Raw genomic sequence first — 21,711 nt, 5'->3', positions numbered from 1 at the left:
AAAACCAGTGCCTAAGCTGCATTATGCGATTTATTATTTCTTACATATTACAAAAAATACCGATAAACGACGATTTATAGCATATTATGATCGACAAAATACACAATTATTCAATTAAACGATTTAGCGCTATATAGTCAACTAACGACAAAGTGCATTTTAAACAGCTGAAAAGTGTTAAAGTTTGGGTAAATTCTGTTAAATTTTACACGATAATCGATGAAATACACAAAATGACAGATGAAAGGTTGTAGGAACAAAAAATCCTACTTATGTTTGTATCAACATAACTCATAAACCCCAAATCATGAGAACTTTTACTACAAGCCTTTTGGCTCTTGCATTTACTGTATTATTTTCCAGCTGTTCACAAGACGAAGAGTTGATGCCAACCGAAGAAGCAACTTTAGAAGTTGCTGCAAACCTTACTGTTGAAGAAGCTTTCGCTCAGGAAGTTCTTGCAGAAGTTAACGCACACCGTCAAAGCCTTGGTTTAACTGCACTTCAGACCAATACCGATTCTAAAGCTCAGGCTTCAGATCATTCTAAGTATATGGCTACCAAAGGTCAGATAAGCCACGATAACTTTTTTAAGCGTTCAGACTATCTTAAATCACGTGGTGCCGGTCGTGTAAGCGAGAATGTAGCCTTTGGTTACCGCACAGCGCAGGAGGTAGTTGCAGCCTGGATTAAGAGCGACAGTCATCGCGAAGCACTTGAAGGAAATTTCACACACAGCGGAATATCAGTAGTAAAAAATGATAAAGGAACTGCTTTTTTCACGCAGATCTTCATCACCAAATAAACCCCAAATCACGATCACCCCAGTCAATTACAACAAACCCCAAATCATTTTTAAAACCCCGTAACCCCGAAGTACAAAATCAATTACAACATTCACAACATTTACAAAATTCAGGATTTTAAGTTGGTTTTGTTATGTTAGATGCAGCAGGTGGGGACCTGCTGTCTCGTTTAAAGTCCGGCAACGGACTTGCCAAAAGAAATCCCTTCGCAGCTCATGTGTGAAGGGATTTTCTTTTTTTACCTTTTCAATTCTTCAATCTTCATGGCGTTTAAAATGGTATTCGCGCTCTACTTTACAGATGCGTATGCTGTAAGAGTTATACCAGGTTTTTTTGCCTAAATGTTGAGCTTTAAGATGCTCAAGATTGTTTTTCCAGTTGAGGATATCGGCTTCCGTCTTCCAGTAGGAGATTGTGATCCCTATAGCGCTTCGGGCGTGGTCCATGCCTAAATAACCCGCTTGCTGCTGAGCAAGATGTTCCATTTGTGTAGCCATTTCACTGTAACCTAAAGTATTTTCGCTTTGCGTGGAAATAAAAATAACGGCGTAGTAGGGTTGAGGTGATATCATGTTGTTGACCTGATGATTGAATAGGTGAAGCGGAATGATCTGCTTTTAAATAGTATGGTCACTTTTGGTTTCTAAAACACGTCTGGCAGCAATTTTAGCTTCTTCGACATAACCGCTGTCTTTTTCCAGAATACGTTCTAAGTCAATAGGGGATTTAGTTTGATACTGCGTGATAAATTTTTGAATTTTTTGTTGTTCTCTCTTTTTCTCGATCTGAATTTCTTCTTCCAAAGAAGATTTTTGAGGAAAAACGGTATTAAGTAAGTCTTTATTGGTTGCTAAAAAGGCGATGGTAAGCGCCATGAATGTGATGTTCAAACTTAAAAATACCAGACCGAAAGTTAACTTTATAAGAAAGGGGTCATAGAGGTTTAGGATGCCCCCTGTAAGGGTTAATGTAAATAAAATAACGTAGTATTTTTTGTTTCTGAAGTATAAGAATAGTGAACCGCTGAACAAGAAAAACCCTATATAATAATCAAGCGTTAGTTGGTTGCCGGTTACGATTATAAGAGTAATTGATATTATTAAAAGAATTATAGCTATGAGCAACGCAGTGAGCTCAACGTAGTTAATTTCTTCAGTCTTCATTCTCCCCATAAATCCCAAGAATGAGTTCGCCCTGATCGTTCATATACGCACTGTACATGCCTTCGGTATTAAATTCCATCGACGGATTGCCGTAGTGATCAAGCGCGACGATACCTCCGGTACCGCCCATTTTGGTGAGTTTTTCCTGAATTACATTGTTCGTAGCCTCGGTGAGGCTTTTGCCGGCATATTCCATCTGCGCGCTGATGTCGTAAGCGACCTGCCCGCGGATGAAGTACTCGCCCCAGCCTGTTGAAGAAACCCCACAGGTCGCATTGTTGGCATAGGTGCCGCTGCCTATAATGGGGGAGTCACCAATGCGGTTATATTTTTTATTGGTCATTCCGCCGGTAGAAGTTCCGGCGGCCAGATTTCCGTTTTTGTCCAGAGCCACACAACCTACGGTTCCAAACTTTTCGTCTTTAATAAATGGATCAATAAAAGCCGAAGAAGCACTTACCGAATCTTGTTTCTCACGCTCCAGAATGCGCTGAAGGGCGTCGTAGCGGTTTTGGGTGAAGAAATACGAAGGATCTACGAGTTCAACCCCGCGTTCTTTTGCAAAGGTCTCTGCTCCCTGCCCGCTTAAAAACACGTGATCTGAATTGACCATCACCTCATAGGCCAGATTGATGGGGTTTTTAACGGTAGTGACGCCAGCAATCGCACCCGCGTTAAGCGTGGCGCCATCCATTATGGAAGCGTCGAGTTCGTTTTTACCTTCGTGCGTAAACACAGCGCCTTTAGCCGAATTGAACAAGGGCGAGTTTTCCATCACATTAATAGTATGTTGCACGGCCTCAAGACTACTGCCTCCATCCTGAAGAATTTTATATCCGGTTTGTATGGCTTCGGTAAGTGCTGCTTTGTAAGCCCGCTCCAGAGAGTCGGTCATATTCTTTTTCAGGATTGTTCCCGCACCGCCATGTATGATAATGGCAAATTCCTGTTGTTTGGGAATTTCGGGAGTTGTTTCCTCTTTGGGTTTGGTATTGCACGCAATTACTAGAAGACTCAGGAGTAAGACAGATAAGGTTTTCATGGCTTAAGACAGATTTATGCTTAAAAATACAATGTTTCAGTCTTAAAACGAATTTCTAATGGTCAATCGGAGCTTTTAAATAGCCATCTCTCTTAAAACCAGTGCCTAAGGTGCGCGAGGCGATTTGTTATTTCTTACATATTGCAAAAAATACCGATAAACGACGATTTATAGCATATTTTGATCGACAAAATGCACAATTATTCAATTAAACGATTTAGCGCTACATAGTCAACTAACGATAAAGTGCACTTTAAACAGCTGAAAAGTGTTAAAGTTTGGGTAAATTCTGTTAAATTTTACACGATAATCGATGAAATACACAAAATGACAGATGAAAGGTTGTAGGAACAAAAAATCCTACTTATGTTTGTATCAACATAACTCATAAACCCCAAATCATGAGAACTTTTACTACAAGCCTTTTGGCTCTTGCATTTACTGTATTATTTTCCAGCTGTTCACAAGACGAAGAGTTGATGCCAACCGAAGAAGCAACTTTAGAAGTTGCTGCAAACCTTACTGTTGAAGAAGCTTTCGCTCAGGAAGTTCTTGCAGAAGTTAACGCACACCGTCAAAGCCTTGGTTTAACTGCACTTCAGGCCAATACTGATTCTAAAGTTCAGGCTTCAGATCATTCTAAGTATATGGCTACTAAAGGTCAGATAAGCCACGACAACTTTTTTAAGCGTTCAGACTTTCTTAAATCACGTGGTGCCGGTCGTGTAAGTGAGAATGTAGCTTTTGGTTACCGCACGGCTCAGGAGGTAGTTGCAGCCTGGATTAAGAGCGACAGTCATCGCGAAGCACTTGAAGGAAATTTCACACACAGTGGAATATCAGTAGTAAAAAATGATAAAGGAACTGCTTTTTTTACGCAGATCTTCATCACTAAATAAACCCCAAATCACGATCACCCCAGATCATAATTAAACAAGTCAATTACAACAAACCCCAAATCATTTTTAAAACCCCGTAACCCCGAAGTACAAAATCAATTACAACATTCACAACATTTACAAAATTCAGGACTTTAAGTTGGTTTTGTTATGTTAGATGCAGCAGGTGGGGACCTGCTGTCTCGTTTAATGTCCGGCAACGGACTTACCAAAAGAAATCCCTTCGCAGCTCATGTGTGAAGGGATTTTCTTTTTACTTCCCGCTTTTACTGCGAAAGCATCTGCCGGAAAATCGTATTTTTAAACTTAAAAGAATTCGATTATGCCAATTGCAAAACCCTTTAATCTAACCCGGTGGGTAGAAGAAAACCGCGAATTACTCAAGCCGCCGGTAGGAAATAAAAACCTGTACAAAGACGCCGATGATTATATCGTGATGGCTGTTGCTGGCCCTAACGCCCGTAAAGACTACCATTATAATGAGACCGAAGAATTGTTTTACCAGCTCGAAGGTGAGATTGAAGTTCATATACAGGAAGATGGTGAGAAGCGTACGATGAAACTGGGCCCGGGCGATATGTATCTGCATCCGGCAAAAGTGCCGCATTCTCCTGTGCGTAAGCCGGGTTCTATAGGTCTGGTGGTAGAGCGCAAACGCGCTGACCTTGACGGTAAAGATGGTTTGCTGTGGTTTTGCGACAATTGCAACAACAAACTGTATGAGGTTTATTTTCCGCTAAATGATATCGAAAAAGATTTTTTAAAACACTTTAAAGAATTCTACGGAAGCAAAGAACTGCGCACCTGCAACAACTGCGGTACGGTGATGGAAGCAGACCCGCGCTTTGTTCAGGACTAAAGTCCATTTTAACGAACAATCAATGCACCTTGTAGAGGTGCATTTTTCATTTACGAATCTGTTAGTAAATTCTTTAATTAGCTTTTTTGATTTATTAACTTCGTAGAATTGAAACTTAATTTATACGAAAATCATAAAATAATGACCGAAAGTCACGCAAATACAGCAATCTCTGAAGCATTAAAAGCCTTAGGAATTGAAGCTCAAAACCCGGGTACTTCTACCGGTTCAAAATCTATGAATGGCGGTTCGCTTTTAGACTCGGTTTCTCCCGTTGATGGTTCGCACATTGCCAGTGTGACCCAGACAACACCGCAAGAATACGAGCAGGTGGTGCAAACTGCTCAGGAAGCTTTTAAAGTTTGGCGGCTGATGCCGGCTCCCCAGCGTGGTGAAGTTGTGCGCCAGTTTAATGAGGAGTTGCGTCGCCTTAAAGAACCTTTAGGGAAACTCGTTTCCTATGAGATGGGAAAGAGCTATCAGGAAGGTCTGGGCGAAGTGCAGGAGATGATTGATATCTGCGACTTTGCGGTAGGGCTTTCGCGTCAGCTTCATGGTTTGACGATGCACAGCGAGCGCCCCGGGCATCGTATGTACGAGCAATACCATCCGCTGGGGATTGTAGGTATTATTTCGGCATTTAACTTTCCGGTGGCTGTGTGGTCCTGGAATACGGCTTTGGCCTGGGTTTGTGGCGATGTGTGTATTTGGAAACCTTCCGAAAAAACCCCGCTCACCGGAATCGCCTGTCAAAAAATAGCCGCTCGTGTTTTCGCTAAAAACAAGCTGCCTGAAGGTATTTCGTGCTTAATAAATGGGGGTTATAAAGTGGGCGAACTGATGACTCAGGACGAGCGCGTACCTTTGATCTCCGCAACAGGGTCTACCCGAATGGGAAAACAGGTCGCGCAAACCGTGGGTGCCCGTCTGGGTAAATCCCTGTTGGAGTTGGGCGGAAACAACGCGATAATTGTTACTCCGGATTCTGATTTAAAGATGACGGTAATCGGGGCGGTATTTGGAGCGGTAGGAACTGCCGGGCAGCGCTGTACCTCTACCCGCAGGTTGATCATTCACGAAAGCATTTACGATAAAGTAAAAAATGCACTTGTTGATGCCTATGGTCAGTTGCGTATTGGGAATCCGCTGGACGAAAAAAACCACGTAGGACCTTTAATTGATACCGATGCGGTTAAGAATTACCAAAAAGCCTTAGAAAAAGTTGTTGAAGAAGGCGGAAAACTAATCGTGGAAGGCGGAGTACTTGAAGGCGAAGGTTACGAAAGCGGTTGCTATGTGAAGCCTGCTATCGCCGAAGCAGAAAACCATTTTGAGATTGTGCAGCACGAGACTTTCGCACCTGTTTTATACCTGATGAAATACAGCGGGGATGTGGATAATGCCATCGCACTGCAAAACGGCGTGCGCCAGGGACTGTCTTCAGCTATTATGACTAACAATCTTCGTGAAGCGGAGCGTTTCCTGAGTGTGGCCGGTAGTGATTGCGGTATCGCCAATGTAAATATAGGTACCAGCGGAGCCGAAATTGGCGGTGCTTTTGGTGGTGAAAAAGAAACCGGAGGTGGCCGTGAAAGCGGCAGCGATGCCTGGAAGGTCTATATGCGCCGACAAACCAATACCATTAATTATACGACTGAGCTTCCGCTTGCGCAGGGGATTAAGTTTGATTTGTAATTGCAATTGAGGTGCTACATATACAACTAAAAGCCGCAGATTATGCGGCTTTTATTATTTGCTAAAGAGATAGATCAGTCCAAAAAGCAGCAGACCCGCAAGCACTGCAAAAAAGATTTTCCAAAACGAATACGGGCGTTTACCTGAAATGCTTCCGTTTTCGCCATTTACAAAAAAGCTGTATTCCTTGTTTTTATAACGATAGGCGCTTATGTACACCGGAAGCAGAATGTGTTTAAAGGTTTCCTCCTCAAGCTGAATATTGAGCTGATTAACGCGCTGCTCATCGCCACCAATATCACGTCTTGCCCAGACCGTGGCTATATTTCGCATTTCGTCCTGAGCTTCCAGATGCCCCTGATTTAAGGGGATGGTGTATTTTTCGGTAACAAAACCGGCCAGGAAACCGCTCTCAAAAGGCTGCAGTTTTTTTAAGTCCCAACGGCTAACGCCACGAGGCACTTTTCCGGTGTGTTGTTTTGAGGCATTAATCAGGGTGTCGTCTACAAAACCCTGTATGTTTCCGGAGACCGGAGACCAGCGGGTCTTGCGTACACGACGGGTTTGGTTTCGGCCTTTAGAATCGCGGTAACTTTCAGTTTCATAATAATAATCACCTCTTGAACCGGTGTACCGGCCGTAAAGCTGTGCGTCAAAAGTCCAGTAGGGCAAATACAAACCTTTTGTAAACTGCGGATCGAGGCTGGCCTTTTGCAAATCATTAGGCGCCCACCACAGGCCTTTCACCCATTTTTTAAAGCGCAGGAGTGCTTCCTGTTGCGTGAGCTGGAAAGGCAATACTCCTCCCGGAAGAATCCATTGCTCGGTCACCGCATCTTCGCGAATAAGCGGAGTGCCGCAATACACGCAATGCAGGGATTTGTAATTTTCTTCTACATGCTGGTTTGCACCACAGTTTTTGCAATGCAGCAGGCTTATTTCTACCGAATTGGCCTGAGATCCCATTTCGCGCAGATACTCGCGCAAGGGTAATTCTTTAACGGTATCCAGACTCAGGTCCAGTTCTTCTTTGTGACCGCAATAGTCACAGGTGATCTGGGTGGTGCCGGGCTTGTAGGTAAGCTCGGCACCACAGTTTTTACAGGCTTTTTTAAGTTCCGATTTTTGAATGACAGGATCGCTCACCGTGTGGTTGTTGTCAAATTATTGAGCCGGTAATGGAGGTGGTGTGTTTCCACCTAAAAAGGGTTTCAATTCGTCTAGCTCCTGCAGGGCTTTCCATTCGCTCATACCCTGTTTCCAGATCAGCGAATCTCGATTTATGGTACGTGACGCAAATAAAGACTGCAGTTGCTCAAAGCTTACGGGCCCCTGCTGCTGGTTGTTGATGGCGTAGTAATACTGCGTAGCTACCGGCATAGGTGGTGGCGTTGCGGCCTGAGGTGCGGGTTGATGCGCCTGAGGGTTTGCCATTGCTGTACCCATTTGCTGGGCGAGGGCAAAGCCCATTCCCATTCCCATTCCGGCGCCGGCCGTGCCTCCTTCATTATTTGCCGCTGCCTCGATAGCTTTTGCGGTTTTAAACTTGGTAAGCTTATCCAGATCCAGTTTGTCAATACGACTGTACTCAAAGATTTCCTTTTTGAGTTCTTCGGGCATCGAGACATTTTCGATAAAGAATTTTTCGAGCGAAATCCCCACGCTGCTAAACTCGGGCTGCATAACCTCTTTACAGGTCTCTGAAAGCTCGGTTGTGTTTGCCGCATACAATTCAATAGGTAATTTGGCTTCGCCCACGGTATCGGTAAAGCGAGTGGCAATGAGACTTTTTAGGTGCTCGTTGATTTCAAAATTGGTAAAGTTGGCATCGGTACCCACGATATCTTTAATGAATTTTCCGGCATCGATAATGCGGAAGGCATAAGTACCAAACGCGCGTATTTCTACTAAACCAAAGCGCTCGTCGCTCAGCGTAATGGGATTTTTAGTTCCCCACTTTTCATCGGTAAACAAATGGGTGTTTACAAAATACACTTCGGCCTTAAACGGACTGTCAAAACCGTATTTCCAGCCTTTAAGCGTCGTTAAAATCGGAAGGTTTTGCGTGTTAAGCGTATAGGTACCGGGCCCAAACACATCTGCAAGCTGCCCTTCATTTATAAAAACAGCAGTCTGACCCTCACGTACGATGAGTTTTGCGTTGTTTTTAATTTCGTTTTGATACCGTTCAAACCGGTGGGCAATGGTGTCTTCCGTATAATCGAGCCACTCGATGATGTCTATAAATTCGTGGCTGAGTTTTTCTTTGATTTTGTCAAAAAGTCCCATAGATGTTGATTTTAAAGCTTGTTTGTTAGTATCCGTTTTCTTGTAATTTTGAAACCATTTCCTTGCCTATGCGCATACCCCATTCCCGGCCTATCTGCATAGATTCCTGCATAATTCCGGGTGTTTCTTCGGCAAATTTTTTACCAACGGGAGTGTTGTAGAATGCGATAATAGCCCTTAAATCTTCTATACTCATCCTTTTTTTATATACCGGAGTAAGCATCTCCGTGAGGTCATTAATAGAGGTGCTATCAAATTCGGCTTTCATCGTATCCCAAAATTTATCTGGTACAGCTGTCTTTTCTTGTTTATACATAGTAAAGATCTGGTCTATAGCCGCGTGAAAAGATTCTAAAGACCCTGAAACTTTCATCATTTCAAGTAGCGTTTCGGTATAGGCGTCAGGTTGTGCCTGAGCGTTTAACGTGCTTACACCTGTAAAAAACAGGAGAACAATTACCAGTAATTTTTTCATTATAAATGTGTTTAATAATAGGTAGTAATTTAATCTGATTTGTTTCAAACCACACACAATTTTTTAATAAAAGGGAATTTGGCTTTAAGAACAAGGTCTTTCATTTTTAAAATTTGAAAACAGCCATTAAGCCATTATACCGCTTGAAATACGAATCCCGTAAGCCCACAAAACAATTTTTATTTATCTTAAAATTAACTGATTATCAATGACTTGATTTGGGTTTTGTTTAACCCGACGTACTGAAATTTTAAGAGATCATCCTGTTAGCTTTACATCAATTAACTAAACAAACATTATAATTATGGAAATAAATTGGATGATTGCAGGCCCGGTATTAGCCGGAATTTTAGGGATCGTGATTGGGTATCTTATGGGATATGCTACCAAAAAATCACCTGATTCTAAAAAGGAACTTGAAGCCTGGGAAAATAAATACGAGGCTAAAAATCGCGAACTCAACACTTCTCTTGAGAAGCGTAAAGAACTGGAGAATACCATATCAAATCTACAAACCCGTTTGAGTAATGTAGAATCTGAATTGGCCAGTTCAAAATCTAAGCTGAATGCGGTTCAAAATATCGCCAGCGGAACTACCGAAACCGTAAATTCCTTCAGGTCTGAAGAAGCGCGAAGAGCTTATGGTAAAGATGTTATTCAGGATGACTTAACTATTGTTGAAGGAATCACTATTGAAATTGCGTCTTTATTGAAGCAAAACGGAATAAATACCTGGAAAGAGCTTTCAACTACTTCGGCCGAAAGATGCCGGGAAATCCTCACGAGCAGTGGTCGCGCCACCGATACGCATCAACCCGCTACATGGCCAGATCAGGCACGTTTAGCCTATGAAGGAAAATGGGAGGAATTGCGCGAGTGGCAAAACAAGCATAAGGTGATGGTCTAATAACCTAAATATTAAAGCCGAAGTTTAAAGCTTCGGTTTTTTTATGCGTTTCGGCCATCCTCATCGGGATACAGTTTGTAAAGCGGATCACTTTGCCAGAATTCTTTAGTATCCACATCCAGAATGGAAAGTTTTCCGTAGAAAGCTGCACCGGTATCCACATTCCACACGTTAGCCATCTGCGTGGGTTCGTCTCGGTTGATTCGCGTAACGGGAGTGTGACCTATGAAAATCTCTTTGTGATGCGTAAGGCGTTTGGGATACTCAAGATCATCTGGCTTTAAGCTTTTATCAAGACCTACCGCCATTTCCCAAAAAGTGCGATCCCAGTAAAAAGCGGTGCTGTGATGCTCATACTCGGGGCCATTGTGATTTTGAAAACCGGCATGCACATACATACGATTGGCTGCATCTATGTGATAATTCTCAAGAGCTTCATAAAACTCCAGATGTTCCTTACGTTGCGCTTCAGAATAGGATTGATAGGATCTAATACTGCTAATCCCGCCATGATTGAGCCAGGTTTCATTGGTTTTATGGGTTTTAAGCCAATCTGAGACGAGCTCGTCGTGATTCCCTTTGATAAAAATGCAGTTTTGCCTGGTTTTGAGGTCGATCAAAAAATCTATGGTTTGTGCGCTATCGCTCCACCCGTCAACGTAGTCGCCTAAAAAGACGAGCAAATCATCGGGTTGTACTGCTGCCCGTTCTAAAATTTGTTTTAAGCCTTTGAGTCCGCCGTGGATGTCGCCAATAGCCAGTGTACGTGCCATTAATTGTATTTTACTTTACGCAAAATGCGTATGTTTTCTTTATAGGATTGATATAATTTACTGTCAAACTTACGCAGAAAAGGCCGCATGCTTTCCAGTTTTTCGAGAGCCGGTTCAAAACCATTCAGATAACACAGCAAATAGGTCGCGGGCAGGTTATACAAATCTGCAGTTTCGCCTTTATTTAGTTCAATTCCCGCCAAAACCTTATTGAGTATGGTATTGTTGTTATTGTAGATGTGGTGCAACAATTTTTTGTCGTACTTCGGGGGTTCAAAAACCAGATCGCTGTCTATGTAATACGAACCGTTTTCATTGAAGTACAGCGTGAGTTCTTCCAGCGGATAGTATTTGTAATTTCCCTGAAGCCCCAGCAACACGTATTCTAATATGGTAAATGAATCGTTTGTCATTGTAATGGAAACCTCGTCAAGCGCCGAATAAAAAATACGCACCTGCTCATTGATGAGTTCAATATCAACCCGGCTGAAGTAGGTCTCCCCCTTTACTTCCTTTTTATTCCCGGCCCAGCAGACTACAAACTGTTCTTTAAAAACCTTGTATTGGGTGTGCAGATCGGCGTGGCGCACGTTTATAAAGTCTATAACCCCATCAAGGGTATGCTCAATGCTGTTGTGCGAATGTTTTTCAATAGTAGCGACGATTTCGCTGTTAACATCTAAAATTTCGCTTTTGAAAGACTTCGGCATAGAAATACTTCCGTCCCGGTAGAAAACTGTTCCTCCCCAATATTTCCAGATATTCTTTTTGAGCGCGGTAAGCTTGTTTAAGGGTCTTATGGTCACCAAACCCACAACCAGATCTGCCGGAAGGTGTGGAAACGGAATGTTTTCGTAAGAAACAATGGGCGGATTATCGAGATACGCGTTAATCAAATTCTGAATCTTGCTGTCATCAAAAAACGGAACCCCAACAATCTCATTGCTTTCGTCCTCAACCCCAATGACGATATAGCTGTTGTTTTTAGGATTGGAGTTTGAAAGCGCGCAGATGTGCTTTAAGAATTTTGCCTTGCCTTCTTTGTTGCCAATATCCACTTTGCGCTTCTTGTCATAAAAACTGTTCTCGTCATTATGCGCGAGCAGGTTTTTAATAAGAAGGCGTTTGTTGATCATTTTTAACGTTGCAGGTTGCTTGATACAAGTTACAGGTTTAGTCGTATTTGGAACCTCGTCTATCCGAAGATTTTATATATTTCATTAAAGCATTTATCTGCCTGCTCAGGTTTGTGCACTGGTTTTTCAATTCATTAAATTGATCCTGATCAATGTACTCCCGGTCATAGCATCGATATAGTTGAGAACGCACTTCACCACAGGAACCCTTGGCAATACTCAGAAATTGCGCAAATTCTTTATTGGTCTCAGGTAAGGGTTTAAAACCCTGCAATTTATTGCAGAACTTTAGTATTGCGAAAAAATCTATAATTTGGCACTATGAGCAATACTTTAAGAAGAGGCTCTCATACTGTGAGCAGGTTGACCTGTCATATTGTTTGGGTTACCAAGTACCGATATAAAGTTTTACGTGGAGATATTCAGATTCGTTGTCGAGAGCTTTTGATACAAATTTGTGAAGCAGAGGGGATAGAGATAATGAAAGGAGTAGTTAGTTCCGATCACGTCCATATGCATATAGAATATGCCCCTAAGACCAATGTTAACTATATTGTAAAGCAACTAAAGGGGAGGTCTTCTCGCAAGTTGCAACAAGAGTTTCTAAAGCTTAAGGAGCGTTACTGGGGTCAACATTTTTGGGCGAGTGGTTATGGAGTATGGAGCACAGGCAATGTGACCGACAAGATGGTCAATGACTATTTAGAACATCATCGTCGCGATAGTACTGATAATTCCAATTTTATATTGGAATAAGAAAGGGGACTTTCAGTCCCCAGTAAAATAAACCTCTGCACTTTTAGTGCAGAGTGGTTTAGTTCCGTCCCTTTCAAAGCCTTCAGCAATATTATCCATTATTGAGCCTGCAGCACCATTTATCTGTTCACGCAGTTTAAAATCCTTCTGTAGCTGGGTATCAGAAATAAGCCTAAAGAGATTTTGATTTAATATTCTTGCTTTTTGCCAGATCTCCAAATCTTCAAAACGTTGAATGTTCCCCATAAAATAATTCTTTAACCTGTAACGTGCAATTTTTTAAGCTTTGTTGACAACGGTACTCGAAGCCTGGTCAACACTCATAACCACAAGATCTGCGATGTTTACATGATAGGGTCTGGTCACGACAAAATGGATGATGTCTGCAACGTCTTTGGCCTGTAATGGTTTGAAGCCCTGGTAGACCTTGCCTGCTTTATCAGCGTCTCCTTTAAAGCGTACCTCGCTAAATTCGGTTTCTACCATCCCGGGGTTCACGGCACCCACGCGTATGTTGTAGCCATTCAGGTCGAGTCGCATCCCCTGGTTGATGGCATCTACGGCATGCTTACTGGCGCAATACACATTGCCTTTTGGGTAAACCTCTTTCCCGGCGGTAGAACCAATGTTGATGATATGACCGCTGTTTGCCCTGATCATTTTGGGGATTATGGCATCGCTTACATAAAGCAAACCTTTTACGTTGATGTCGAGCATAGCATCCCAATCGTCTGTACTTCCATCCTGAATGGGATCAAGGCCGTGAGCATTACCCGCGTTATTGATGAGAATATCTATCTGCTGAAAATCTTCGGGTAAACCGGCTATGGCTTGCTGTACCGCTTTCTTGTCGCGTACATCAAAATTTAAGGTGTGTACCTGTACATGTTTACTCAAAGCTGCCTGAAGCGCATCAAGACGATCCTGCCTTCTTCCGCAAAGAATGAGGTTGATGCCGTTTGCTGCAAAATGCGTGGCCGTTGCCTTGCCAATCCCGCTGGTGGCGCCGGTTATGAACGCTGTTTTTCCTTTCATAATTTAATTTTTTTGGTCGTATGAAAATAAGGTTTTACCTACGCTACATTCCTTAAAGCAATACTAAACTTCGTTAATTGCCGTTAAAGGATTTGATAATGAGCCCGAAGGACATCATCTTTGGGAAATCTAATCTTAATAATTAAACAATGAAAACAATATTTAAATTAAGTATGCTCTTTGTAGCATTTATAGCGTTCACTTCATGTAGCGATGATTCTAACTCTTCAGACCGCGGTACTGCCGGTATGTCTGTGCGACTGGTAGACGGTCCGGGTGATTACGACCACGTTTTTATAGATGTTGAAGCCGTAGTTGTAAAATACAACGAAGATCTTGACGATCTGGATGATGCTACAGACGACGATGATTTTGAAAGCGATGAGTACGAACTATTAGTAGATCCGGAAATTTATGACCTTCTTGAGCTAACCGGAGGTACTTATGCGTTGCTTGCTGATGAAGATATCCCTGCAGGAGCGATCAATCAAATCAGACTTATATTAGGTGATGACAACACGGTTGTTGTTGATGGTGAGACCTATCCGCTCGCTACCCCAAGTGCGCAACAATCAGGTTTAAAAGTACAATTCAATCAAACTCTTGAGGCTGGTGTATTTTACACAGTAGTTCTTGATTTTGATGTTGACAAATCAATCGTAACTCAGGGTAACGGTGGTTACAGTCTTAAACCGGTTATTCGTGCCACTGCCATTGAGGCAACAGGAGCGATTTCAGGTAGTGTATTTACAACAGGAGATGTTGTGATTCCTGCAACTGTGAGTACTTTAGTAGGAACCACTGAAGTAACCACTTCTACCAATATTGACGGAGACTTTGAATTGGTAGGTCTTCCTGAGGGAACTTATGATTTAACCGTAAGAGCCGAGATTACAGAAGGTGTTATTACCACCTTTATTGTGGAAGACGTTGTTGTTGAAAATGGACAAACAACCAGTGTTGGTGAGGTTGTTGTAGTTGAAGAATAAGCCTTAAATACTGTATATTTGAAAAGCAATCTGAGAAGATTGCTTTTTTTTTTGCAACAATTTACTCTAAAATCAGTCATTAGAGGCACTGCAGCCAAGTGGTTTCTAATGTGAACACTGGCTGGGGTTTTAACGATAGCTTAACGCAATCGTTCTGAAGAAAAGTTAACCTTTAGAATGTAAAATATACATTAATAGCATATAAATTATGGAAAATACCGGCGCATCTGTTGATATTGGAGCCATCAATGAAAAGATTGAAAGAGAAAGTGCTTTTGTGAAAATCCTAACGATGGAGATGAATAAGGTCATCGTAGGTCAAAAGCATATGGTCGAAAGACTTTTGATAGGCCTTTTGGGTCGGGGTCACATTTTACTCGAAGGGGTTCCGGGTCTGGCCAAAACGCTGGCGATCAACACGCTTTCACAGGCTGTTCACGGGAGTTTTAGCCGTATTCAGTTTACGCCCGATTTGCTTCCGGCAGACGTGGTGGGTACACTCATCTACAATATGAAGCTGAATGACTTCAGCATTAAAAAAGGACCCATCTTTGCCAACTTTGTACTGGCAGATGAAATCAACCGTGCTCCGGCAAAAGTTCAGAGTGCGTTGCTCGAAGCGATGCAGGAAAAGCAGGTAACCATTGGTGACGAGACCTTTAAACTGGATGCACCCTTTCTGGTAATGGCAACTCAAAACCCGGTGGAGCAGGAAGGTACCTATCCATTGCCTGAAGCTCAGGTTGACCGTTTTATGCTGAAAACCGTTATTGATTATCCAAAACACGCCGAAGAACAACTCATCATCCGCCAAAATCTAAAAGGATCTTACGAGAAGGTAAACCCCGTAGTTTCTGTAGAGCAGATTTTACGTGCTCAGGAAGCGGTGCGTGAGGTGTATATGGACGAAAAGATCGAAAAATACATTTTGGATATCATTTTTGCGACCCGTTATCCTGAAAACTACAAACTGGCCGATCTAAAACCGCTTATCAGTTTTGGTTCGTCTCCACGGGGTAGTATCAATCTGGCCACGGCAGCAAAATGTTATGCGTTTATCAAAGGGCGCGGCTATGTAATTCCCGAAGATGTGCGCGCCATCGTACACGACGTGTTGCGCCACCGTATCGGAATCACCTACGAGGCAGAAGCCGAAAACGTCACCACCGAAGAAATCATCAACAAGATCGTAAACGAGATCGAAGTACCTTAAACCAGACCGCAGTCTCAGTTTTCAGTTTATACAGCCTATCGCGATAAACTGCCTGCTGCTACTGCCTGCTGATTGCTGAATTATGGATACTAAAGAACTTTTAAAAAAAGTACGCAAGATAGAGATCAAGACCAGGCGACTGTCTGATCATATTTTTGGAGGGGAATACCATTCTACCTTTAAGGGGCGTGGTATGACCTTTAGTGAAGTGCGGCAGTATCAGTTTGGCGATGATGTGCGTAATATAGACTGGAATGTCACCGCCCGCTACAGCGAGCCTTTTGTAAAGGTTTTTGAAGAGGAGCGCGAACTCACCATGATGCTGATTGCAGATGTGAGTGGCTCCGAATTTTTCGGTACAGACCAGCAGTTTAAATCGGAAATTGTAACCGAAATCGCAGCGACCCTTGCTTTTTCGGCGCTTCAAAACAACGATAAAATCGGTTTGATTTTGTTCTCAGATGGCATAGAGCTTTACATTCCGCCTAAAAAAGGAAAGTCGCACGTACTGCGCATCATTCGCGAACTGCTTGAATTTAAACCTAAAAGTAAGCGCACCGATGTGGCACAGGCGCTTAAGTTTTTATCGAGCGTGATGAAAAAGAAAGCCATTGTTTTTGTGCTTTCAGACTTTATCGCAGATGATTATAACGATACGATGAAAATTGCCGCCAAGCGTCACGACATTACCGGTATTCGCATTTACGACCGCAGGGAAGAAGAAATCCCCAGTTTGGGTGTGGTACAGATGGAAGATGAAGAAACCGGCGAATTGCTTTTAGTCAATACCACTTCGCGAAAAGTGCGCGACAACTACGCCAAATATTACCGCGACCGCGTAGGCTATTTTAAAGAAAGCTTTACCCGCAGCGGGGCAGGCGTCATCGATGTGCGTACCGATGAAAGTTATGTAAAAAAATTACTAGGTTATTTTAAAAGAAGAGGATAGATATACGATGAACGATAAGCCTAAAACAACCCTAATTTTTGGCAACCTGAAGACCAAATTTTCCTATTTGGGACTTTTTATACTGCTTGTTTTAAGCGGAAGTGATTTGCAGGCGCAGCAGGTAAAAGCTGCGGTTGACAGCACAAACATTCTCATTGGCGAGCAAATTACCTATACTGTAAATGTCGAGGCAGACTCTACAGATCTTGTTATGTTTCCCGAAGGTCAAAGCTTTGTACCGCTTGAGTTAATCGAAACCTACAAAACAGACACCTCATATGCGGGAGCTAAAATGAACCTGATCAAACGCTACGGACTTACCCAGTTTGACAGCGGGAGTTACACCATTCCGCGGCAGGTGATCAGCATCAATCAGCAGCCTTTTTATACCGATTCGATTCGGATTGAGGTTAATAATGTTGTAGTAGATACTACCAAGCAGGGTCTTTACGATATCAAGGAAATCGTGGAGGTTGAACGTGCTACCAGTAAAATTTGGGAGTATTTGTTGTACTTTTTAATACTTGCGATTGTAATTGGTGTTTTCCTGTTTTTTATCATTAGACGCAATCGCAAAAAGGCGGAAGCTGAGCGCAAGCTGCCTCCTTTTGAGCAGGCGATGTTTTCGCTTAAAGCGCTTGATGAGGAATTCAAAACCCCGGGTCGCGGACTTTCTGACCAGGAAGTTTCAAAAGCCTATTATTCTAAGCTTACCGATATTGTACGACATTATCTGGACGAGGAAGTTTATGACCGTTCTATGGAAAGTACTTCGGGTGAACTTATTGAACGCCTCCTTGAAGAGAAGCAGAAGGGTAGAATTGACCTGAGCAAAGAAACCATTCTAAAGCTTGACCAGATATTAAAACGTGCCGATCTTACCAAGTTCGCACGCATTGCACCTGGTGAAGGCCAGGCGCAGGCAGACCGTCTTGTGGCTGAAGAAATTGTAAAGGAAACAAAAGAATCAATTCCCGAGCCTACCGAAGAAGAACTGATGCGCGATGCCGCCTATCGCGAGGCTTTGGCTAAACGACGCAAGCGTAAATTGATTCTTACCGGCGTGCTGGGAGTCTTTGCCATACTGCTAATCTCAGCCGGTATTTTAATCGCAACCAAAGGCTTTGATTTTGTAAAGGATAACTTCATAGGTCACCCGTCTAAAGATTTGCTGGAAGGCGATTGGGTTCGTAGTGAATACGGCTATCCGCCTGTTATTGTAAGTACGCCCCGCGTGCTGGAGCGCACCGTAGTGCCTCTGCCTGATTCCATTGCGATGCAGGTTAATATGAATTCATTTGCCTACGGAAGTCTTATTGACCAGTTTTATGTAGTAGTAAACAATGCGCGTTTTAACAGCAAGGAAGAAGCTAATTTGGATGGCGCGGTTCAGGGAATGATTAGCACTCTTGAAGCCAGCGGCGCTAAAAATCTGGTTGTTAAAACCGAAAAATACACGACCCCTGAAGGGACGGAAGGTTTACGTGTTTTTGGCTCGGGTGAGTTCCCGCAGACCTTGAATAAGAAAAACTTTGATGCCGGTGAATATGAAATCCTGCTTTTCACAACTCCGGGAGTGCTTCAGCAGGTGCTGGTAGCCTGGCGTGAAGACGATCAGTATGCCGCTCAGATGGCGCAACGCATCATCAATTCAGTAGAACTTCAAAAAACAGTACCTACTAATGTTAAGTAATTTTGAATTTCAAAATCCTGAATTTTTCTGGCTGCTTTTGGCTTTGCCAATTGCTGCGCTCTGGTATTTCCTGAAACGAAATAAGCTCACGGCACAGGTAAAACTTTCGAGCCTCAAAGGTTTTAAAACAGGAAGTGGTTTGCTGGCAAAGCTGCGGCCCGTGCTCTTTATCTTAAGGTTACTCGCTTTGGCCTGTCTCATAACCGCTTTGGCGCGTCCACGTAATGTTGATGTGTCAACGCGCTCTAAAACCACACGAGGTATAGATATCGTGATTGCGATTGATGTTTCGGCGAGTATGCTTGCGCGTGATTTACGCCCTAACAGGCTTGATGCGTTAAAGGATGTGGCTGCAGAATTTATCCGCCAGCGTCCCAACGATCGTATTGGTCTGGTGGAATATGCGGGTGAAAGCTATACGCGTACACCCATCACCAGCGATAAAGCCATTGTGTTGAGTTCGCTCGAAGATGTACAGTACAACAGCATCATTGAAGGCGGTACAGCTATCGGGATGGGTCTGGCAACGTCGGTTAACCGTTTAAAAGATAGTAAGGCCATCAGCAAGGTGATCATCTTGATGACCGATGGGGTGAATAACGCCGGTTTTATTGAGCCTGCTATAGCCAGTGAGCTTGCTCAGGAATACGGCATTAAAGTGTATACTATAGGTCTGGGGACAAACGGGACGGCGCTGTCGCCTACAAACATAAGATCTGACGGAAGTTTTATTTACGGAAGAATCCCGGTTGAAATTGACGAGGAATTGCTCAAAACGATTGCAGACGAGACCGGCGGATTGTATTTCCGGGCGACGGATAACGAAAAACTGGAGCAGATTTATGCCGAAATCAATAAGCTTGAAAAGACCGATGTTGAAGAGTTTAAGTACACCAATTATGAAGAAAAGTATCGTCCGCTGGTGATTTTGGCAGGGCTGTTGCTTTTGTTTGAATTGCTGTTGCGCTTCACGGTTTTCAGGAGTTTTGTGTAGAAGATTTTATAACGGCTGCTGAGTGAAATTCAAATGATGCAACAAGTTGAATTTGGCATCGAAGCAGATTCGAAAAAATAAATAATAACAATAATAATAGATAAGTTTCTATGTATTTATTGGAAGAAAAAATATGGTTTTGGGCTCTGCTTGCCATTCCGGTAGTGGTAGTGCTGTTTCTGGCAGTAAGCCTCTGGAAACGCAATGCGCAAAAACGCTTTGTGGCCAACCGCGAGTTACTGGGTGCCCTTACCCCACAGCGATCGGTTTTTAAGCCGGTTTTAAAACTGGTTTTAATTTGCCTGGCTATTGCGCTTATGGCGGTTGCATTGGTAAACCCCAAGATTGGCACCAAGCTCGAGACGGTAAAACGTGAGGGGGTTGATGTGGTTTTTGCCGTTGACGTGTCTAAAAGTATGGATGCCGAAGATATCGCGCCCAGCCGTATGGAAAAAGCCAAGCAGCTGGTAACCCAAATCATCAACAACCTGGGAAGCGACCGCGTGGGAATTATCGCCTATGCCGGTAGCGCGTATCCGCAATTGCCCATCACGACCGATTACAGCAGTGCCAAAATGTTCCTCAACGCGATGAATACCGATATGCTTTCGAGTCAGGGAACGGCAATCAAAGACGCTATTGAGTTGGCCAAAACCTATTATGATGATGCCGAACAGGCCAACAGGGTTTTGGTAATCATTTCAGACGGCGAAGATCACGCAGGTAATGCCGCAGCGATTGCAGAGTCTGCACAGGAAGAGGGCATTCGTATTTTTACCATAGGCGTAGGTACCGAAGCCGGAGAGCGCATTCCCATAAAACGTAATGGTGTGGTGCAGTCGTACAAAAAAGATCAGGAAGGCGAGACGGTGATCACAAAGCTCAATCCTGAAACCTTGCAGGAAATCGCCAATGAGGCTAATGGAGAATACATCGATGGCAACAGCACTCAGCAAGTGGTTGACAAGATGAGCACCGCTTTTGGCCAGATGGATAAAAAAGAGTTTGAGGCCAAGCAATTTGCCGACTTTAAAGACCAGTTTCAGTGGTTTGTAGGCGCGGCATTATTCTTGTTATTTTTGGATGTGTTTCTGCTTGAGCGTAAAACCGCCTGGGTACGTAAACTCAACTTATTTAACGAAAACAAAAAAGAAAAATAGGATTTTGAAGATGAAGAGAGCGATTAAACTAGTAACAATTTTTACAGTATTGATGAGTGGGAGTCTTTTCGCGCAAAGCGAAAAACCCAATCCTGCCATTCTCGAGGCACAGGATTTTGTTGCTGAGGGCAATGAAGAGTTTGTGTCTAAAGAATTTTCTGCTGCCGAAACCTCCTATCGAAGAGCGATTGCTAAAGATCCGGCAAATGTGGCGGCAAAATACAATATGGGCAACAACTACTACCGAAATAAAAAGTACGATGAGGGTATGACGCGCTACCTTCAGGCAGCTGAAGTAGCCACTACCAAAGCAGAGAAGCATAAAGCCTATCACAACCTGGGCAATGCATTCTATCAGCAAAAAGATTATAAGAAAGCTGTAGAGGCCTATAAAAATGCCTTGCGCAACGATCCTACAGATGACGAGACCCGTTACAATTTAGCTCTTGCTAAAAAAGAAGAAGAGAAAAACGGTGGCGGTGGCGACGATAATAAAGACGATGAAAATCAGGACCAAAACCAGGATCAGAAAGATCAGAATGGAGAAGGCGATGACAAGGAAAGCGATGATGGTAAGCCTAAAGAGGGTGACGGAGACAAAGAGAGCGACAAAGGCGAGGATAAGGAAGAAGATAAAGGCAAGCCTAAAGATGGGGAAGGCGATCAGAAAGATCAGGGAGAAAACGGTGACAAACCTAAAGAACAGCCTAAGCCACAGCCCGGTCAGGGACAGCTTTCACCCCAGCAGGTAAAAAGCTTGCTTGAGGCCATGAAGAATGAAGAAAATAAGGTACAGGAAAAAATAAATGCCGAGAAAGTTAAAGGTGCCAAAGTAAAAACAGATAAAGACTGGTAATTAGTTTAAGTTAAAAGCAGCA

General features: G+C 43.1%; 24 protein-coding genes. 13 read left to right on the top strand and 11 right to left on the bottom strand.

Features of this window, described 5'->3' with window-relative positions; translation table 11 throughout:
• Positions 1-307 precede the first annotated feature (307 nt).
• Positions 308-805 (top strand): CAP domain-containing protein, encoded by a 498-nt coding sequence (locus ACSSS3_RS07130; protein ID WP_442846996.1) that lies wholly within the window; start codon positions 308-310, stop codon positions 803-805.
• A 255-nt stretch (positions 806-1,060) separates the two neighbouring features.
• Here ACSSS3_RS07130 and ACSSS3_RS07125 read toward each other — a convergent pair whose 3' ends face one another.
• From ACSSS3_RS07125 to ACSSS3_RS07115, 3 genes are all read right to left on the bottom strand, one after another.
• The gene (locus ACSSS3_RS07125; protein WP_442846995.1) at positions 1,061-1,378 is read right to left on the bottom strand and encodes an antibiotic biosynthesis monooxygenase family protein; all 318 of its coding nucleotides are present in this window, start codon (positions 1,376-1,378) and stop codon (positions 1,061-1,063) included.
• Between the two features lie 45 nt (positions 1,379-1,423).
• Positions 1,424-1,696 carry a hypothetical protein gene (locus ACSSS3_RS07120; RefSeq protein WP_442846994.1) on the bottom strand — a complete coding sequence of 91 codons (273 nt, stop codon included), beginning with the start codon at positions 1,694-1,696 and terminating at the stop codon, positions 1,424-1,426.
• 262 nt (positions 1,697-1,958) lie between these two features.
• Positions 1,959-3,011 carry an isoaspartyl peptidase/L-asparaginase family protein gene (locus ACSSS3_RS07115; RefSeq protein ID WP_442846993.1) on the bottom strand — a complete coding sequence of 351 codons (1,053 nt, stop codon included), beginning with the start codon at positions 3,009-3,011 and terminating at the stop codon, positions 1,959-1,961.
• Positions 3,012-3,412: 401 nt separating this feature from the next.
• Between ACSSS3_RS07115 and ACSSS3_RS07110 the strand changes: the two genes are divergently transcribed.
• The 3 genes from ACSSS3_RS07110 to amaB all read left to right on the top strand — a co-directional run bounded on the left by ACSSS3_RS07110 (position 3,413) and on the right by amaB (position 6,464).
• Positions 3,413-3,910, top strand: coding sequence for a CAP domain-containing protein (locus ACSSS3_RS07110; RefSeq protein ID WP_442846992.1), 498 nt, complete (start codon positions 3,413-3,415; stop codon positions 3,908-3,910).
• 322 nt (positions 3,911-4,232) lie between these two features.
• Positions 4,233-4,769 (top strand): 3-hydroxyanthranilate 3,4-dioxygenase, encoded by a 537-nt coding sequence (locus ACSSS3_RS07105; RefSeq protein ID WP_228228952.1) that lies wholly within the window; start codon positions 4,233-4,235, stop codon positions 4,767-4,769.
• Between the two features lie 141 nt (positions 4,770-4,910).
• The gene (gene amaB, locus ACSSS3_RS07100; protein WP_442847410.1) at positions 4,911-6,464 is read left to right on the top strand and encodes an L-piperidine-6-carboxylate dehydrogenase; all 1,554 of its coding nucleotides are present in this window, start codon (positions 4,911-4,913) and stop codon (positions 6,462-6,464) included.
• Positions 6,465-6,518: 54 nt separating this feature from the next.
• Here amaB and ACSSS3_RS07095 read toward each other — a convergent pair whose 3' ends face one another.
• Genes ACSSS3_RS07095 through ACSSS3_RS07085 form a run of 3 tightly spaced genes read right to left on the bottom strand, consistent with a single transcriptional unit; the run spans position 6,519 to position 9,228 of the window.
• Complete coding sequence (locus tag ACSSS3_RS07095) at positions 6,519-7,610, bottom strand: DNA helicase PriA (protein ID WP_442846991.1); 1,092 nt, start codon at positions 7,608-7,610, stop codon at positions 6,519-6,521.
• Positions 7,611-7,628: 18 nt separating this feature from the next.
• Positions 7,629-8,753 carry an SPFH domain-containing protein gene (locus ACSSS3_RS07090; protein WP_442846990.1) on the bottom strand — a complete coding sequence of 375 codons (1,125 nt, stop codon included), beginning with the start codon at positions 8,751-8,753 and terminating at the stop codon, positions 7,629-7,631.
• Between the two features lie 25 nt (positions 8,754-8,778).
• The gene (locus ACSSS3_RS07085; RefSeq protein ID WP_442846989.1) at positions 8,779-9,228 is read right to left on the bottom strand and encodes a DUF2059 domain-containing protein; all 450 of its coding nucleotides are present in this window, start codon (positions 9,226-9,228) and stop codon (positions 8,779-8,781) included.
• A gap of 304 nt (positions 9,229-9,532) precedes the next feature.
• Between ACSSS3_RS07085 and ACSSS3_RS07080 the strand changes: the two genes are divergently transcribed.
• A complete protein-coding gene (locus tag ACSSS3_RS07080) occupies positions 9,533-10,135 on the top strand; it encodes a hypothetical protein (protein WP_442846988.1) in 603 nt (200 codons plus the stop codon).
• Positions 10,136-10,176: 41 nt separating this feature from the next.
• Here the strand turns inward: ACSSS3_RS07080 and ACSSS3_RS07075 are convergent, their stop codons facing one another.
• Genes ACSSS3_RS07075 through ACSSS3_RS07065 form a run of 3 tightly spaced genes read right to left on the bottom strand, consistent with a single transcriptional unit; the run spans position 10,177 to position 12,318 of the window.
• Positions 10,177-10,908: a metallophosphoesterase family protein gene (locus tag ACSSS3_RS07075; protein WP_442846987.1), complete on the bottom strand. Its 732-nt coding sequence runs from the start codon at positions 10,906-10,908 to the stop codon at positions 10,177-10,179.
• On the bottom strand, positions 10,908-12,044 hold the full coding sequence (locus ACSSS3_RS07070; protein ID WP_228228945.1) for an ATP-binding protein: 1,137 nt from the start codon (positions 12,042-12,044) through the stop codon (positions 10,908-10,910). The genes ACSSS3_RS07075 and ACSSS3_RS07070 overlap by 1 nt, the downstream gene beginning before the upstream one ends.
• A 37-nt stretch (positions 12,045-12,081) precedes the next feature.
• Positions 12,082-12,318: a four helix bundle protein gene (locus tag ACSSS3_RS07065; protein WP_442846986.1), complete on the bottom strand. Its 237-nt coding sequence runs from the start codon at positions 12,316-12,318 to the stop codon at positions 12,082-12,084.
• Positions 12,319-12,365: 47 nt separating this feature from the next.
• Between ACSSS3_RS07065 and tnpA the strand changes: the two genes are divergently transcribed.
• Positions 12,366-12,800, top strand: a complete 435-nt coding sequence (gene tnpA, locus ACSSS3_RS07060) for an IS200/IS605 family transposase (protein WP_442846985.1) — start codon at positions 12,366-12,368, stop codon at positions 12,798-12,800.
• Positions 12,801-12,812: 12 nt separating this feature from the next.
• Here the strand turns inward: tnpA and ACSSS3_RS07055 are convergent, their stop codons facing one another.
• Positions 12,813-13,046, bottom strand: a complete 234-nt coding sequence (locus tag ACSSS3_RS07055; protein ID WP_442846984.1) for a four helix bundle protein — start codon at positions 13,044-13,046, stop codon at positions 12,813-12,815.
• 33 nt (positions 13,047-13,079) lie between these two features.
• Positions 13,080-13,835, bottom strand: coding sequence for an SDR family NAD(P)-dependent oxidoreductase (locus ACSSS3_RS07050; RefSeq protein ID WP_442846983.1), 756 nt, complete (start codon positions 13,833-13,835; stop codon positions 13,080-13,082).
• Between the two features lie 149 nt (positions 13,836-13,984).
• Between ACSSS3_RS07050 and ACSSS3_RS07045 the strand changes: the two genes are divergently transcribed.
• From ACSSS3_RS07045 to ACSSS3_RS07015, 7 genes are all read left to right on the top strand, one after another.
• On the top strand, positions 13,985-14,824 hold the full coding sequence (locus ACSSS3_RS07045; RefSeq protein WP_442846982.1) for a DUF4382 domain-containing protein: 840 nt from the start codon (positions 13,985-13,987) through the stop codon (positions 14,822-14,824).
• Positions 14,825-15,032: 208 nt separating this feature from the next.
• The gene (locus tag ACSSS3_RS07040; protein WP_228228942.1) at positions 15,033-16,037 is read left to right on the top strand and encodes an AAA family ATPase; all 1,005 of its coding nucleotides are present in this window, start codon (positions 15,033-15,035) and stop codon (positions 16,035-16,037) included.
• An 82-nt stretch (positions 16,038-16,119) separates the two neighbouring features.
• Complete coding sequence (locus tag ACSSS3_RS07035) at positions 16,120-16,986, top strand: DUF58 domain-containing protein (RefSeq protein ID WP_099645494.1); 867 nt, start codon at positions 16,120-16,122, stop codon at positions 16,984-16,986.
• A gap of 7 nt (positions 16,987-16,993) precedes the next feature.
• Positions 16,994-18,679, top strand: a complete 1,686-nt coding sequence (locus tag ACSSS3_RS07030) for a hypothetical protein (RefSeq protein WP_442846981.1) — start codon at positions 16,994-16,996, stop codon at positions 18,677-18,679.
• Positions 18,669-19,673 carry a vWA domain-containing protein gene (locus ACSSS3_RS07025; protein ID WP_442846980.1) on the top strand — a complete coding sequence of 335 codons (1,005 nt, stop codon included), beginning with the start codon at positions 18,669-18,671 and terminating at the stop codon, positions 19,671-19,673. The genes ACSSS3_RS07030 and ACSSS3_RS07025 overlap by 11 nt, the downstream gene beginning before the upstream one ends.
• 110 nt (positions 19,674-19,783) lie before the next feature.
• Positions 19,784-20,833: a vWA domain-containing protein gene (locus ACSSS3_RS07020; protein WP_442846979.1), complete on the top strand. Its 1,050-nt coding sequence runs from the start codon at positions 19,784-19,786 to the stop codon at positions 20,831-20,833.
• Between the two features lie 10 nt (positions 20,834-20,843).
• Positions 20,844-21,689 (top strand): tetratricopeptide repeat protein, encoded by an 846-nt coding sequence (locus ACSSS3_RS07015; protein ID WP_442846978.1) that lies wholly within the window; start codon positions 20,844-20,846, stop codon positions 21,687-21,689.
• The last annotated feature ends 22 nt before the right edge of the window (positions 21,690-21,711 follow it).

The sequence above is a fragment of the Leeuwenhoekiella sp. H156 genome (assembly GCF_052218455.1).
Taxonomy (GTDB): domain Bacteria; phylum Bacteroidota; class Bacteroidia; order Flavobacteriales; family Flavobacteriaceae; genus Leeuwenhoekiella; species Leeuwenhoekiella parthenopeia.
Note: the sequence above shows the minus strand (reverse complement) of the source record. Positions and strands in the feature narration are given on the sequence as shown.